Below are 15,221 nucleotides of genomic sequence, written 5' to 3'. Positions count from 1 at the left end.
GGTGGGTGGAAGGTGGGCCAGCGGCCGCCTAGGTGGGCCCCATTACTCCGTCGATAAAAGGCGCCTTCTTTGCCAGGTATTCACCGATGCCGCCGGTGTTGCTGGCTTCCAGCTCAAGTTTCAAGTCTTGATACTGCTGGCGAAGAACGGGGTCGCGCCTGAGGCGATCCCGGAAGTGAAGCATGCGTTCGATTTGACGATGGCCAGTGAGGCAAACGTGGGCCTTATGGGTTCGTATGCCATCAACATCGCGGCGATAAAAATGGTGGCCTGCGGACAGATCACTTCCCCGTGCGTAGCCGAGCTCACGCATGACGGTGTCTCGGCGGGCTTCGTTCAGGTGCGCCGAAACTTCAATGAGAAGGTCAATCTCGGGCTTGGCCGCAAGCCCTGGAACAGCGGTGCTTCCGACATGGTGAATGGCAACAAGCTCAGTGCCGAACGCCGCCTCGATTTGCTCTTTGGCGCAGAGAAAGAGGGCAGGCCATCGGCTGTCATAGAGGGATATCGTGCTGGTCAGCCCCATGGTGGTTCTTCCTTGAGTCCGCAGGCAGGCATCGGCGTAGCGCAGGCACAAAAAAACCGGCTCAATTGGCCGGTTTTTCTGGATCTGAAGGTTGGTAGAACCGTTCAGTTACTGCTGTTTGGTGCCCGAGGGAGACTCGAACTTTGCCTTACAAGCTACGTAATTTATAGGGTGTCCTCAGAGTTGAGGATACCTCTACTCACAATCCTACTCACATTTGAGTCTGTGGCGCGGATCTGCACTCCGCATTACAGGTTGGGCAATTACACTCTTGGTTGTCATTGATCCTTCGTCGAGCTCTCGTCGAACCTTCGGCGGTCCAGCTCTGGCCCGCCCTCAGATCGAGGTTGGAAGCTTTCGCCATTAACCGGCGTCCATCCACCAGTGGTGTGTGCACGACGCGCTCGGTTGGGGAATGTCCACACCTGAAGGTCGGCTGGTTGCTTAGTTTTTCTGTTCAACCCCTTGTGGAGCGGGGATTCGGTCGCTTTGACAAAACAACAACCAACCCCCTGTAAAATTTTCGTATGTAGCTGGCTACCGCGAGTTCCGGTACCCGTGCCCTCCAAATACCGCCAGGGTCCCCAGCGCTTCCAGGGCGTCAGGCCAGCGCCTAGGCGCGAATGATCGTACACAAATGGAAGCCGCCAGGAGTTGCCTCCGTGGCGGCTGCTATGCCTTGTGCTTGCGCTAATCGGGTGAGGCGCTGTACTTCTTCCCCAGCTCTAACGCGAACACATCATCCATTGCAGCGCTCTCGAATACCTCCATCTGTGCAGTGCTCACATCACTCTGCGAGACTTCCCGGATCAGCGCGTAATGTCTGTCAGGGTAGTGGGCTGTAAGCACTCCCTCAGCCCACTCTGCTCGTTGCTGGGTAGAGAACGGTCGGATAACGGCCCGTTCGCCCTGGGCCTTCACTGCATCCCAGCAGATGACAGACCAAAAAACAGGCTTCTGCCCCAGCATTTCAAAGCTATTACTCAACAGCCGCCCAGTTGTAGTGGCCACCTTCGCTCGATAGCGGGTCAGCCTCTTGTGATCCCGGCTCACCCTTCCAGCACCGAAGGATCGTCGAGCAGATCTCTGTAGCTAATGGAGCGATCAAGGCTAGATAGGCTGGGTATTTTGAGGTCGCGGAACTTATCAGCGCTGCCCAGCTTGACCAGTTGCTTGCCCACCCCTATCAGCTCCTGAACTTTACAATCCCATTCGTCCTCAAGCTTGGCGACCTGGGCTGCGAGGATCTGTTTCCGAGCTGTCTCGCGACCCTGGTTCGCCTGATTGAGCTGGGCTTTAATTGCCTCGACTTCCGCTGACAAGGCCGAGAGCAAAGGAGCATCTGCCTCTTTCGCCTGTCGGGCGTTCTGATTGGCGGTCGTGGCCTCCTGTATCGCCTTAGCGGCTTCACTACCGGCTTTGCTGTCACCTGCCGCGGTTGCCTTGGCTCGGGCTCGCGCAGCTTGTTCTAAGGCATCGGCAGCGGCGCTGGCTGCGGCTTCGTGGCTGGCTTGGATATCGGTAATCGAGCTGCGCACGCGCTCCGCGCTGTCCTGCAACCGCTCGATCTCTTCAGTCAGCTCTTGTTCGCGCTTGCCGCTTGCCACGATCTGCTTGTCAGCGCCGAGCAGTGCGGTCAGGCGATTGATGCTCCATTGAAGGCCCGTAATTTTGGCGTCGCGCCTGCCTTCCTCGCGCTCTAAGCTGGAGAGCTGATCGAGTACCTGGTTGCGTTGCTCCCACTGCTCGGCGGAACAATCGCGACCAACTGGAAAGCCGTCCAGCTCGATCTTTAGAGGCTCCCGCTGCGCGGTTATCGTTTCAGCCTGGCGTTCAAGTTCCGCCTTTTCATTTTGAAGTTGCTTTAGGGTCTTCTCGTTATCTGTTTTGCGGGCTTGGCTAATGGTCATGCGGTGTTTTCCAGTGATTAAAAGGTGGGTTTCTGCGGCTTGCTATGCCGAGTGAGCGGGTTCGCTCCCATCAAGCCGTTGCAGGCGTCGGTGGTAATTTTTCAATCGTGGTTCCTCCCTTGGGATGGACATTCGTTCGCGCTGTCAGGCACGTCGTTCAAGGGCTGGAGCGAATTGGTGGTGTTTTCCTGTCTCGGCGGTGTCTCGGTGTGCAGCGTGCTGAAGCCTTGCGTGTCGAGGTGCTGATGCCATAGTTCAAGCGCTCGGCGTTTCAGGCCCTCGGCGGTGGTGTGGATGTAAGTGGCATCGAGGTCTTTCATGGCGTGGTTCAACAGCATCTCGCCCACCATGTAATCCACACCCAGATCCGCCCAGGCGGTGCGCGCCACCTTGCGCAGGTCATGGCTCGACCATTCGCCCTTGGTCATCCCCTTGAATAGCGTGCTGGCCATGGCCGCACTAATGGCCCCACCAGCGCGCCCAGGGAACAGGAATGGCCCTTGATACCCGCTGGCCTGCTGAAGGCTCCGATAACGCTCGATCAGGGCGCAGGCTTGCGCGGTCAGTGGCAGCACGTGCTCGGCCTTGGTCTTGGTGTCCGGTGCGGGGATGAACCATTGACCTGTGCCGAGGTTTAGATTCTTCCAGCGCGCCTGCCGGGTTTCCCCTAAGCGCGTGCCGTGACAGAGCATCATCAGCGCCAGCATCGACTCCAGCGGCGCACGCTCGATCCGTTCTGCAAGGTCCTGCAGCAGTGCTGGCAGGTCATCACCGCGCAGTTGGGCGGGCTTTGGCTTGATCCGGGTTTGCACAAAGTCGGTGTATTTGAGGGTGGCCATAGGGTTGACGCCCAGCAGTGCCAGGCGCGTGGCTTGCCGGAACGCCACGGCCAGCACGCCATACACCGAGCGCACAAACGACAGTTCGTACTGCTCTTGCATCGGCCACATCAGCAGGCGGTCGAGGCTGGCGCGGTTGAGGCTGGCCAACTCCAGCGCTTGCAGCCGTGGCATCAGGTGACAACGCAGCGCAGACTGGGCGCTTGCTTTGCGCTTGGCGGACAATCCACGGTCGCGACTCATGCGGTCGGCGTACCAGGTCAGCACGTCACCCACTGTGGTCCAGCTGGTCGTGGTTGATGTGGCGTCGGGATCAATAGAGCGGCGGGCGAGAATCGCGGGCAAAGTGGCCTGCATCAGCTTGGCATTGATGCTTGGATAATTACCGGCCTTGCCCCACTTTCCGCGCACCACGACGTGCCAGGCGCCCTTGGTACGGTCGGTGGTTGAGTAGCGAAACCGCAACTCAGGAAAGCGTGGGTCGCGCAACTGGCGCACAGAGCCAGCGGCTTGCTTGCGTATCTCGGCATCGGTGATGGTGACGTGCAGCGTGTTCATGATTCCAGTCTCTGAGATCCAACCGCCATTGGCGGGAGTTGATGCGCGCAAAACTGCTCGCATCGCTGATAACGGTCAGGTAACGGTGCGAGCGTTAGCTGTCTTCCCCCGATAGGGGTTGTTGGCGAGGACTCCGCAAGAACGACACCCCTCGATGCCACCACTGGCGGGAACCTATGCAAGGTCGGCGTCTGGCCAGCGCCACCGAACGACCTCCAAGGCTTCCGCTCGCGTCATGGGCTCGCCGATCATCGTGCAGAGCACTTTGTCGCCCCTCATGACCTGCCAGTGACAGCGGCGCTCTACACCGTCATTCGCCGCCAACTCTGCCAGCAGTTCAAGTCGGTGTGCCCGGATGTACTTCTGTAGGTCATCCGTGACCATTGCCCTGGGCGATACGACTACCCGGTTTCCCTTCTTGCGAGCCGACAGCCCATGTTGCGCCAGGTAGTCGATGGCGGTGCTCATATGGCCACCTCGTCCTCGCCCACCTCCGGTTCTTCCATTGGTGCCGTTTCATCCATTCGTGCCCTTTTTTCCCATTCGTGCCCTTGTTCTTTCTCCGGCACGAATGGGGCACCAATGGGCACGAATGGCGGAAATGCCGAAAACGCACCTTCGGCCTGGGGTAGCGACCAGAGGGTTTTAATCTCCTTCCCGAAGCCCTCGCGCACTGTCACAACCGATAGTTTTTCGCGTGCGGTGCGGGTCTGCTTGGCGCTGTAGCCGTTCTCTGTCATCAGGCTTTTTGCCTGCTTTCCGATCATCGGGCCGTCTTTGAGAATTCGCCGTAATGCTTCTGACGGATCATCGTCATCCGGGCGGGTGTCGTCATCGGCCCCCTCAACGTCGCCGAGAATCTCCCTGGCTGACCCTTCGATCAGATCGCCCCAGGCAACGTGTGTCGTCGTGATGTCACCATCGATGGTGCAAGTCTCGATGGTGTAGGAGACGCCACCCTCATCGGTGCCGATGTTCGACTTTGCCCGCGCCAGCACGCGCAGGTCGGAGTCTTCCTGTTTGGCTGCCACTAGCACCGTTCGCGCCAGCGCAGAGAAAGCCTGTGAGCCGATCACCCGATCGGTCGGTGATGAGCCAGCGCCGCCCTTGGCGAAGTGAGAAATTCCCACGATGGCGCATAGGTTCTGCTCCGCAAAATCCACCACGCCCTGCAGCGCCCGGCGCACGTCGTTGGCCTTGTGCATGTCGCCCTTCACAGCGCTGACGATTGGGTCGAGCATCAGCAGCGACACGCCGCCAATCTCGTTTGCCGTCTCTCGCAGCAGGGCAATGTCGTTGGCCGGGTCAAAGGGGTCAGCGTCACCCTGGGCGTTGGTGCGTCCTTGGATGATGTAGACGCGGCTCATGTCGGCGCCAGCAGCGGTCAATCGGGGAATCAACGTATCGGCAGGGTCATCCTCGCTCGACCAGATCAGTGCATTGCCCGGCTCGCTGCAACGGCTGCCGTCAGGCCAGCGCCCGCCCGTGGTGATGGTGGCGATCAGGCCGATCAACAGCGTGGTTTTCCCGGTACCGCCAGCGCCAGCGAGGATGTGTAGCTTCCCCTTGGCCAGCCAGCCGGGCCACAGCCATCGGATGGCAACGGGCTTGATCGACGCAGCACTGGCCACCTTCACTTTCCATACTGCTGGCGCTGCCTCTCGGGTGATCGCGCTGAGTGGTTCTGTCCATTCTTCGGCAAATCGATCAGTCGTCATTTGACCCCCAGGCGCTGCTTGGCGAGGTTGAAGCGCACCAGGTCGTCACCTGCCAGACTCCCTCGCTGCTGGAGTGATTGGCCGATCCGATAAATCATGCGCTCATGTTCAATCGCGGCCTTACTTGGCCCGCGCCGTAGTTGTTTTTCGCCGGGGAACAAGTCACGCAACTCCAGACCAATTGCCGAGACAATCTCGTTTGTTGTGCAACCGGCCCAGCACTTGAGTAAAACAACACCCTCCGAAGTTTCGCTAATGGCCAAACTTGGGTTCTTGTCATCGTGTGCAGGGCAGCAGGCTTTCCACTTGTTGGCGCCAGCAGACTTAACTTTGTCTAGGCGATTAAGTACTTTATCCAGGCAAGCCGATCCCATCGGCGCAAGTGCGCCGTTTTGAATTTTCATAGTTAGCCCCTTACGTCTAGAGCGTCGAGCTGCTCATCGAGGCTCTTAACTTCACAAGAAAGAATATTCCGGTAGTCGTCTGCCAGGTACTGAATAACGCCTGCCAGTCGCTCGGCGTGGATCGTATGGCCTGATTTAAGTGCGCTGCTGGTTGCCCAGCTCAAAGAGTCAAACCAGACCATATATTCGAGGTCTACTTGAAGTCTATCTACGGCTTCGTTGGCGATGGCGGTGATGGTCGCTTGCTTGCTCATTGCACACCCCCTTGGGCTTCCAGGGCGCGGGCTTGGTCCATGTGGTGGTTGTAGCGCTTCAAGCGGACGGACAGGGACGAGCTGGCGCGAAGGGCGCTGAGGGCCATCTTGCGGTGGGCAAGGGCGCGGATTTTGGACGGAATGAGGGCGGTCATGGTTGTAGCTCCTAACGTTGAGGAACTGCCACGGATCGTCGCCAAACGATTTAGGGTGGCAGCTGTGCGCAGGTTGGCGAACCGGGACGTTAGGCACCCGGCAGACCCGGAGGTCTCCCGCGCACAGCCACCATAAACAGGATGTGCGGGCACAAAAAAAGCGCCTGCAGTCATCAAGGGGGCGCTTGTGCGCCTAACAGTAATCGGGTCGCCAAACCCGGTCGCTGAATTTGCAGCGACAGGCGAACGATAGCCGCGAAGCGCATCGCAAGCAACCGATTTCTTCATTCGTGCCCATTCGTGCCCCATTCGTGCCGGGGAAGAAACAAGGGCACGAATGGGAAAAAAGGGCACGAATGGGCGAAAGGGCATGAATGGAGCGGCGAGAGTCATCACGCCACCTCCCCACGGCTGGCTGCGATCTGCTCATCACACCAGGCATGAATCTCGGCCTCGATCCACACGACCGATTTCGGGCCAAGGGTGACTTGCTTGGGGAACGCGCCAGCGGCGATACGGCGGTAAATCTCGGTGCAGGACAGGCCGGTGATTGACTCAACGTCCTGGCGCTTGATGAAGCGGCGAGCGGGTTGGGTGGTGTTGGTAGGGTTAGCCATCGTCTGCGCCTCCTTGGGCGGTTTCGGTAATCGACGATGGCAATGCTGGCGGGTGGTGATCGGAGAGTCATTGCAACTGCAAAAATCAGTTTTGCAGTTGCAATTGCAGTCAGGCTTTCGTCGCCCTCGCCTCGGTGAGCTTGCGGTTGGCCTGAGAGAACATTTTCTCCAGGTTGCTCTTGCTCAAGCCGCGAAGTTCGTACTTGTCGAGTATCTCGTCTATCAGAGATGACTGGTTGCGTTTCTTGGTTTCGCCGTTAGTTGCTATTTCGACCAGTGCTGCGACAGCGAGAGAAAATGACGGAGCTTCTTGCGTTTGCGGCATCATAATGGCTGGCGCTTGTTTTACAGGGCGGTCATCGCCAGGTGGAAAGTTGTATAGCTCTACGTTGGATAAGCAGCTGTAATTTTTCTTTATTCTTGTACTTGGTGGTTCGAGCGGTTCATCTGAATTAGCAAGTTCTGCTAGCTCGTATATCTCTCGGGGAGAAATTCTAGCATCTTCAAAGTAGGGCAAGTTGTCATGCATTTCGTTGAGATACTCGCCAGTCGAATTGTCCCGAAGGGCGTAGTAATTTCCTTCTTCGTCCCGCAGTACGTATGATCGGCCAGTATCGCCAACTTCTACTTGATCCAGTGGCAGATCGAATCCAACACAGAGGCCGCAGTCTAGTTCTGCCTCCATGAAGTGCCTGCCAATTGCAACTTGCTGCGCGTGTAGTTCAGGGTCAAGTAGTGGCTTTAGTTTTACCAGTGTTGCCGTGCAGTTATAGGACGCGATTAACCAGCCATTGGTATACATGAGGTTAATATCGTCAGTTGTAACATCTTCGCCGATTAGCCTGGAAAGCAGCTGTGCGGCTTCGGATGGAGAAATACCATATTTGAACTTGCTCAGTTTGCTCATCAAGAAGCGCTCCGAATAGAAACCACATTCGCGCCAGCGCAAAGGGCGTCAATCTCATCTGCCCAGTTCTGCATCATTTCCCTTCGTTGCTCCAGGTAGTGCGCATGGTTGTACGTGTCGCGGATCGAGTCTTGATCGCCGTGGGCCAGTTGCCGCTCGATCCAGTCACGGTTGTAGCCTCGGGTGTTCAGGCTGGTGCTCAGCAGATGGCGGAAGCCGTGGCCGGTCTGGCGTCCCTCGTAACCCATTGAGGAAAGCGCCTTGTTCACCGTGTTCTCGCTCATTGGCCTGGCCCGGTCGTTGCGCCCAGGGAAGGCGAGGGGATAAGTGCCAGTCAGTTCGTGCAGGGAGCGCAGCAGGACCACGGCCTGGCGTGGGAGTGGGACGATGTGAGGGCGCCGTGCTTTCATCCGTGCCGCAGGGATCGTCCAGGTAGCTGACTCCAGGTCGAACTCTTCCCAGGGCGCCAGCCGCAGCTCGCCGGGACGCACGGCTGTCAGTAGCAGCAGGCGAATGGCGATCTTGCTGGTGAAGTCGCACTGGGCTGTCTCCAGCTTCTCCAGCAGCGCGGGAAGCTCGGCCTCTGATACGTGCGGGTGGTGGCGAGTGCGCGGGGCGTGCGCGGCTACCACGTCCAGATCGGTGGCGGGGTTGCCGTGCACCACACCCTTGGCCAGGCCGAAGCGGAATATCTGGCTCAGCCACTGACGAACCTTGCGGGCGACGTTGAACGCCTCTCGCTGCTCGATCTTGCGCACCAGGTCTACCAGTTCAGGGCGCTGGACCTCGGCGGCAGGGCGCTTGCCAATCACCGGGAAAATGTCTGACTCCAGGTACTGTAGGGCCTTCGACGCGGTGGCCGTTGCCCAGCGTGGCTGGTTGTAGTCGTACCATTCCCGCGCCAGCGATTCGAGCGTCAGGGCCTGGGTCGCGGCGGCTGCCTTCTCCTGCTGTTTATGGGCGCTTGGGTCAATGCCCTGCGCCAGCAACTTGCGTGCGGTATCCCGGCGCTCGCGTGCTTGGGCGAGGGTGACAGCGGGGTAGGTGCCCAGGCCCAGCATCTTGGCCTTGCCCTCGAATCGGTAGCGAAGGCGCCACAGCTTTCCGCCAGCGGTTGTCACCTCAAGGCAAAGTCCCTGGGCGTCAGCTAGGCGATAAAGCTTGTCGCGGGGTTTGGCGGTGCGGATTGCGGAATCAGTGAGGGCCACAACGACTCCCCTGTAGCTGCATGGCCGCGTGGGGTTGCGGCCAAAATGTGAGTAGGATTTAGGACCGAACTCATCCTACTCACAATCCTACTCACACATTGTTGGGCTTACAAGGGAACCACTGGGAACGCTGGGCACAAAAAAACCGGCCAAGTGGCCGGTTTCTCTGGTGTTCCGGGTCTGGTAGGGACCGCTTGGAACTATGTGATGGTGCCCCGAGGGAGACTCGAACTCCCACTCCTTTCGAAAACGGATTTTGAATCCGCCGCGTCTACCAATTCCGCCATCAGGGCTTGTGGACGCGGAGTATAAAGAGGTGCCTACCGTTGGTCAATCAGCTTTCATGGTGAATTTTTGTCGATTCCGCTAAACTTTCCGGCCCTGTCAAACCGAACACCATCATGCGCGTCGCCGATTTTTCTTTTGAGCTCCCAGATTCCCTGATCGCCCGCCATCCTTTGGCCGAGCGCCGCAGTAGCCGGCTGTTGACCCTCGACGGGCCAACAGGGGCATTGGCGCACCGGCAATTCACCGATTTGCTCGAGCACCTGCGCCCGGGCGATCTGATGGTGTTCAACAATACCCGGGTGATCCCGGCGCGGCTGTTCGGCCAGAAGGCCTCTGGCGGCAAGCTGGAGATTCTGGTCGAGCGTGTGCTGGACAGCCACCGCGTGCTGGCCCATGTGCGCTCCAGCAAGTCGCCCAAGCCCGGTTCGCAGATTGTGATCGACGGCGGCGGTGAGGCCGAGATGGTCGCGCGCCACGATACGTTGTTCGAGCTGCGTTTCGCCGAAGAGGTGTTGCCGCTGCTCGACCGCGTCGGGCATATGCCGCTGCCGCCGTATATCGACCGCCCGGATGAAGGCGCCGACCGCGAGCGTTATCAAACCGTGTACGCCGAGCGTGCCGGTGCGGTGGCCGCGCCAACCGCTGGCCTGCATTTCGATGAAGACCTGCTGGCGAAGATCGCCGCCAAGGGCGTCGACACGGCATTCGTTACCTTGCACGTAGGGGCGGGCACCTTCCAGCCGGTGCGGGTAGAGCGCATCGAAGACCACCATATGCATAAAGAGTGGCTGGAGGTCAGCCAGGACGTGGTCGACGCCGTTGCCGCCTGCCGTGCGCGTGGCGGTCGGGTGGTGGCGGTGGGCACCACCAGTGTGCGTTCGCTGGAAAGTGCCGCGCGCGATGGCGTGCTCAAGCCGTTCAGCGGCGACACCGACATCTTTATCTTCCCGGGCCGGCCGTTTCATGTGGTCGATGCCCTGGTCACCAACTTCCATCTGCCCGAGTCCACGCTGCTGATGCTGGTTTCGGCCTTCGCCGGTTACCCGGAAACCATGGCTGCCTATAAGGCCGCGGTGGAAAACGGTTACCGCTTCTTCAGTTACGGTGATGCCATGTTCATCACCCGCAATCCGGCGCCACGTGGGCCCGAGGATCAAGCATGAGTCGCACCTGTCGTATGTCCTTTGAGTTGCTGGCCACCGACGGCAAGGCCCGTCGGGGTCGGTTGACCTTCCCCCGTGGCGTGGTGGATACCCCGGCGTTCATGCCGGTGGGCACCTATGGCACGGTCAAGGGCATGCTGCCGCGGGATATCGAGGCGATTGGTGCGCAGATCATCCTCGGCAACACCTTCCACCTGTGGCTGCGCCCGGGTACCGAGGTCATCAAGGCCCATGGCGACCTGCACGACTTCATGCAGTGGAAAGGCCCGATCCTCACCGACTCCGGTGGTTTCCAGGTGTTCAGCCTGGGCGCCATGCGCAAGATCAAGGAAGAGGGCGTGACCTTCGCCTCGCCGGTAGACGGCTCCAAGGTGTTCATGGGCCCGGAAGAGTCGATGCAGGTTCAGCGCGACCTGGGCTCGGACATCGTGATGATCTTCGACGAGTGCACCCCGTACCCGGCCGATGAAGACGTGGCACGGGTATCGATGGAGCTGTCGTTGCGTTGGGCACAGCGCTCGAAGAACGCCCATGGCGACAGCACTGCGGCGTTGTTCGGTATCGTTCAGGGCGGCATGCACCAGGACCTGCGCATGCGGTCGCTGGAAGGCCTGGACAAGATCGGCTTCGATGGCCTGGCCATCGGTGGCTTGTCGGTGGGCGAGCCGAAGCATGAAATGATCAAGGTGCTGGATTACCTGCCAGGGCAGATGCCTGCTGACAAACCTCGTTACCTTATGGGGGTAGGCAAGCCGGAAGATCTCGTTGAGGGTGTGCGCCGCGGCGTCGACATGTTCGATTGCGTGATGCCTACGCGCAACGCGCGCAACGGTCATCTGTTTGTCGATACAGGCGTGCTTAAAATCCGCAATGCGTTCCATCGCCATGATGATTCGCCGCTGGACCCAACCTGTGATTGCTACACCTGCCAGAACTTCTCCCGCGCTTATTTGCATCATCTGGATAAATGCGGCGAAATGCTGGGTAGCATGTTGAATACCATCCATAACTTGCGACATTACCAGCGCTTGATGGCTGGTTTGCGCGAGGCTATTCAACAAGGTACATTGGCCGCTTTCGTTGATGCCTTCTACGCCAAGCGCGGGCTTCCTGTGCCGCCTTTGGATTGATGTTTTGCCGACCCTTACAAGTACTATTTCGCAACTGGAGTGCTAAATGAGCTTTCTGATTCCTGCCGCATACGCGGACGCTGCTGCCCCTGCCGCTGCTGGCCCTGCCGGTACCGGTTTTGAGTGGATTTTCCTGGTAGGTTTCCTGGTCATCTTCTACCTGATGATCTGGCGCCCACAGGCCAAGCGTGCCAAAGAGCAGAAGAACCTGCTGAGCAATTTGCAGAAGGGTGACGAAGTTGTTACCAACGGCGGTATCGCCGGCAAGATCGTCAAAGTTGCCGATGACTTCGTAGTGCTCGAAGTGTCCGACTCGGTTGAGTTGAAGTTCCAGAAGGGCGCCGTTGCTGCGACCCTGCCAAAAGGCACGCTCAAGGCGATCTAAGTTTAAGTCTTTTACCAATCGACGGGGCGCGCAAGGCGCCCCGTCTCTTGAACGGGCGGCGTGATGCTGAACAAATACCCTTTATGGAAATACGCGCTGATCGTGCTGGTTCTGGCGGTCGGTTTCATTTATTCCGCTCCCAACCTCTACCCTGACGATCCGGCTGTTCAAATCAGCGGTGCAAGTACTGCGCTGCAGGTTGGCCAGGCCGATCTGGATCGTGCCAGCAAAGCGTTGAGCGATGCCGGTATTCAGGTCAAGGGTGCGAGCCTGGGTGAGAAGGGCAAGGGTGGCCTGCTGCGTTTGACCAAGCAGGAAGACCAGTTGCCTGCCAAGGACGTGGTGCGCAAGGCGCTGGGTGACGATTACGTCGTGGCGCTGAACCTGGCTCAAACCACTCCGCAATGGTTGCGCAAGTTGGGTGCAAGCCCAATGAAACTGGGCCTGGACTTGTCCGGTGGTGTGCACTTCCTGCTGGAAGTGGACATGGACAAAGCCATTACCGCACGCCTGAAAGTGTATGAAGGTGAAGTCAAAACCCTGCTGCGTAAAGAGCGTGTGCGCTACCGCAGCCTGCCGCAACAAGACGGCAGCATTCAGTTGGGCTTCGCTGACGATGCAACCCGCGAGCAGGCACGTGCCCTGATCCGCAAGAATTTCAACGATTTCGAGCTTACGCCAAGCGAGCGTAACGACATGGCCGTATTGGGCCTGTCGATTTCGCCGGCCAAGCTGATCGAGATTCGTGAGTACTCCATCAAGCAGAACTTGACCACGGTACGTAACCGCGTCAACGAGCTGGGTGTTGCCGAGCCACTGGTTCAGCGCCAGGGTGCCAACCGCATCGTGGTGGAGCTGCCGGGCGTGCAGGACACCGCTGAAGCCAAGCGTATTCTCGGCAAGACCGCCAACCTCGAGTTCCGCCTGGGTGCAGAGCCGGGTGCCTCGAAAGCCACCACCGAATCCTTCGAGTTCCGTGAAGGCGGTCGTCCGCCAGCTGCGGTTGAGCGTGGCCTGATCATCACCGGTGACCAGGTAACCGACGCCCAGGCAAGCTTCGACGAGCATGGCCGCCCGCAGGTGAACATCCGTCTGGATGGTCACGGCGGCGAGCTGATGAGCCGCGCTACCCGTAGCAACGTCGGTCGCAGCATGGCGGTGATCTTCATCGAGCAGAAGCCGACCACTCGCTACGAGAAGCAGGTCGTCAATGGTGTCGAGAAAGACGTTGCCATCCAGACCTTCAAGGAAGAGAAGCGCATCATCAGCCTGGCGACCATTCAGTCGCCGCTGGGTAGCCAATTCCGCATTACCGGCCTGAACGGCCAGGGCGAATCTTCGGAACTGGCCCTGCTGCTGCGTGCCGGTGGCCTGGCTGCGCCGATGTACTTTGCTGAGGAACGTACCATTGGCCCAAGCCTGGGTGCGGACAACATCACCAAGGGTATCGATGCGTCGCTGTGGGGCATGCTGTTCGTCTCGCTGTTCATCATCGCCATTTACCGCTTCTTCGGTGTGATCGCTACCGTGGCACTGGCAGGCAACATGGTGCTGCTGTTGGCCCTGATGTCGGTGCTGGGTGCTACCCTGACCCTGCCGGGTATCGCTGGTATCGTACTGACCATGGGTATGGCGGTTGACGCCAACGTGCTGATCTTCTCGCGGATTCGCGAAGAGCTGGCTAACGGCATGTCGGTTCAGCGTGCGATCCATGAAGGTTTCGACCGTGCCTACACCGCGATTCTCGACGCCAACCTGACCACCCTGTTGGTCGGCGGCATCCTGTTCGCCATGGGTACCGGGCCAGTCAAAGGCTTTGCGGTGACCATGTCCCTCGGGATTTTTACCTCGATGTTCACAGCCATCATGGTGACCCGTGCAATGGTCAACCTGATCTTTGGTGGGCGTGACTTCAAGAAGTTGTGGGTTTAAGGGGCTGCCATGTTACGTACCATTAACTTCATGGGCGTGCGCAACGTTGCGTTCGCCGTCACCATGCTCCTTACCGTACTGGCCTTTTTCAGCTGGTTCCACAAGGGCTTGAACTTTGGTCTGGATTTCACCGGCGGTACGCTCATCGAGCTGACCTACGAAAAGCCGGCTGATCTGGGCAAGGTGCGCGAGGAGCTGGTCAAGGCTGGCTTCGGCGATGCCGTGGTGCAGAGCTTTGGCGCTACCACCGATTTGCTGGTGCGTATGCCGGGCGATGACCCGCAACTGGGCAACCGCGTTGCCGAGGCGCTGCGCAAGGTCAGTGGCGACAACCCGGCCGTGGTCAAGCGTGTCGAGTTCGTCGGCCCGCAGGTAGGTGAAGAGCTGCGTGACCAGGGCGGCCTCGGCATGCTGCTGGCACTGGGTGGCATCATGATCTACCTGGCCTTCCGTTTTCAGTGGAAGTTCGCGGTCGGTGCAATTGTGTCGCTGATCCACGACGTGGTTGTGACCCTGGGTATCCTGTCGTTCTTCCAGATCACCTTCGACCTGACGGTGCTGGCGGCAGTTCTGGCGATCATTGGTTACTCGCTCAACGACACCATCGTGGTCTTTGACCGGGTACGTGAGAACTTCCGCGTACTGCGCAAGGCTTCGCTGATCGAGAACATCAACATCTCCACCACCCAGACCCTGCTGCGTACCGTGGCCACCTCGGTTTCGACCTTGCTGGCGATTGCGGCGTTGCTGTTCTTCGGTGGTGACAACCTGTTCGGCTTCTCCATTGCACTGTTCATCGGTGTTCTGGCGGGTACTTACTCCTCGATCTACATCGCCAACGTGGTGTTGATCTGGTTGAACCTGAGCAGCGAAGACCTGATTCCACCGGTGAAAGCCGAGGAAGTGGACGAGCGTCCGTAAATACGCCGTTTACCCGGTCAGTGGTCCCCAAAAGGCGCGAGTGTTGAACTCGCGCCTTTTTTTATGCTCCAAGGCTAGGAGAAGCACGGGCGATAACCCGTCTGTACGGTCTGGAGGTTTCACGTGAACAAGTCGATGCTGGTGGGTGCGGTACTGGGTGCTGTCGGTGTGACTGCCGGGGGTGCCATAGCAACCTACAAATTGGTGAACCATGGGCCTGAGTATGCTCAGGTACTTGGGGTTCAGCCGGTCAAGCAAACCATCAAGACGCCACGGGAAGTCTGTAAGGATGTCGCGGTAACCCGC

At 59.0% G+C, this 15,221-nt stretch carries 16 protein-coding genes, 1 tRNA gene and 1 pseudogene; 6 read left to right on the top strand and 12 right to left on the bottom strand.

Going from position 1 to position 15,221, the window contains the following annotated elements; translation table 11 throughout:
• Window positions 1-28 precede the first annotated feature (28 nt).
• From EKA13_RS07980 to EKA13_RS07930, 12 genes are all read right to left on the bottom strand, one after another.
• Complete coding sequence (locus EKA13_RS07980) at window positions 29-526, bottom strand: GrpB family protein (RefSeq protein WP_065758851.1); 498 nt, start codon at window positions 524-526, stop codon at window positions 29-31.
• A 1,049-nt stretch (window positions 527-1,575) separates the two neighbouring features.
• Window positions 1,576-2,436 carry a coiled-coil domain-containing protein gene (locus tag EKA13_RS07975; RefSeq protein ID WP_065758849.1) on the bottom strand — a complete coding sequence of 287 codons (861 nt, stop codon included), beginning with the start codon at window positions 2,434-2,436 and terminating at the stop codon, window positions 1,576-1,578.
• A gap of 101 nt (window positions 2,437-2,537) precedes the next feature.
• Window positions 2,538-3,833, bottom strand: coding sequence for a tyrosine-type recombinase/integrase (locus EKA13_RS07970; protein WP_065758848.1), 1,296 nt, complete (start codon window positions 3,831-3,833; stop codon window positions 2,538-2,540).
• A 174-nt stretch (window positions 3,834-4,007) separates the two neighbouring features.
• Entirely contained in the window at window positions 4,008-4,301 is a 294-nt protein-coding gene (locus tag EKA13_RS07965; RefSeq protein ID WP_065758847.1) for a hypothetical protein, read from the bottom strand.
• Complete coding sequence (locus EKA13_RS07960) at window positions 4,298-5,470, bottom strand: AAA family ATPase (protein ID WP_245704313.1); 1,173 nt, start codon at window positions 5,468-5,470, stop codon at window positions 4,298-4,300. The genes EKA13_RS07965 and EKA13_RS07960 overlap by 4 nt, the downstream gene beginning before the upstream one ends.
• Window positions 5,471-5,547: 77 nt before the next feature.
• Window positions 5,548-5,955, bottom strand: a complete 408-nt coding sequence (locus EKA13_RS07955) for a virulence-associated protein E (protein WP_065758846.1) — start codon at window positions 5,953-5,955, stop codon at window positions 5,548-5,550.
• A gap of 2 nt (window positions 5,956-5,957) precedes the next feature.
• Window positions 5,958-6,209, bottom strand: a complete 252-nt coding sequence (locus EKA13_RS07950; protein ID WP_065758845.1) for a hypothetical protein — start codon at window positions 6,207-6,209, stop codon at window positions 5,958-5,960.
• Complete coding sequence (locus EKA13_RS27820) at window positions 6,206-6,364, bottom strand: hypothetical protein (RefSeq protein WP_176717406.1); 159 nt, start codon at window positions 6,362-6,364, stop codon at window positions 6,206-6,208. The genes EKA13_RS07950 and EKA13_RS27820 overlap by 4 nt, the downstream gene beginning before the upstream one ends.
• Before the next feature lie 392 nt (window positions 6,365-6,756).
• Window positions 6,757-6,981, bottom strand: a complete 225-nt coding sequence (locus tag EKA13_RS07945) for a helix-turn-helix transcriptional regulator (protein ID WP_065758844.1) — start codon at window positions 6,979-6,981, stop codon at window positions 6,757-6,759.
• Between the two features lie 109 nt (window positions 6,982-7,090).
• Entirely contained in the window at window positions 7,091-7,888 is a 798-nt protein-coding gene (locus EKA13_RS07940; protein ID WP_065758843.1) for a hypothetical protein, read from the bottom strand.
• Window positions 7,888-9,096, bottom strand: a complete 1,209-nt coding sequence (locus tag EKA13_RS07935; protein WP_065758842.1) for a tyrosine-type recombinase/integrase — start codon at window positions 9,094-9,096, stop codon at window positions 7,888-7,890. The genes EKA13_RS07940 and EKA13_RS07935 overlap by 1 nt, the downstream gene beginning before the upstream one ends.
• A 208-nt stretch (window positions 9,097-9,304) precedes the next feature.
• Window positions 9,305-9,389 (bottom strand) — tRNA-Leu (locus tag EKA13_RS07930).
• A 108-nt stretch (window positions 9,390-9,497) separates the two neighbouring features.
• Here EKA13_RS07930 and queA point away from each other — a divergent pair.
• From queA to EKA13_RS07900, 6 genes and pseudogenes are all read left to right on the top strand, one after another.
• The gene (gene queA, locus EKA13_RS07925; RefSeq protein WP_065758841.1) at window positions 9,498-10,547 is read left to right on the top strand and encodes a tRNA preQ1(34) S-adenosylmethionine ribosyltransferase-isomerase QueA; all 1,050 of its coding nucleotides are present in this window, start codon (window positions 9,498-9,500) and stop codon (window positions 10,545-10,547) included.
• Window positions 10,548-10,561: 14 nt separating this feature from the next.
• A complete protein-coding gene (tgt, locus tag EKA13_RS07920) occupies window positions 10,562-11,677 on the top strand; it encodes a tRNA guanosine(34) transglycosylase Tgt (RefSeq protein WP_176717408.1) in 1,116 nt (371 codons plus the stop codon).
• Between the two features lie 46 nt (window positions 11,678-11,723).
• Entirely contained in the window at window positions 11,724-12,062 is a 339-nt protein-coding gene (yajC, locus tag EKA13_RS07915) for a preprotein translocase subunit YajC (protein WP_065758839.1), read from the top strand.
• A gap of 63 nt (window positions 12,063-12,125) precedes the next feature.
• Window positions 12,126-13,994, top strand: a complete 1,869-nt coding sequence (gene secD / locus EKA13_RS07910; RefSeq protein WP_065758838.1) for a protein translocase subunit SecD — start codon at window positions 12,126-12,128, stop codon at window positions 13,992-13,994.
• 9 nt (window positions 13,995-14,003) lie between these two features.
• The gene (secF, locus tag EKA13_RS07905; protein WP_065758837.1) at window positions 14,004-14,915 is read left to right on the top strand and encodes a protein translocase subunit SecF; all 912 of its coding nucleotides are present in this window, start codon (window positions 14,004-14,006) and stop codon (window positions 14,913-14,915) included.
• 123 nt (window positions 14,916-15,038) lie between these two features.
• Window positions 15,039-15,221: pseudogene (locus tag EKA13_RS07900) on the top strand (glycine zipper 2TM domain-containing protein); the annotation flags it as partial.

This window comes from Pseudomonas defluvii, from assembly GCF_001695625.1.
GTDB lineage: Bacteria > Pseudomonadota > Gammaproteobacteria > Pseudomonadales > Pseudomonadaceae > Aquipseudomonas > Aquipseudomonas defluvii.
The sequence above is the reverse complement of the archived record's forward strand: the minus strand, read 5'-3'. Positions and strand labels throughout refer to the sequence as shown.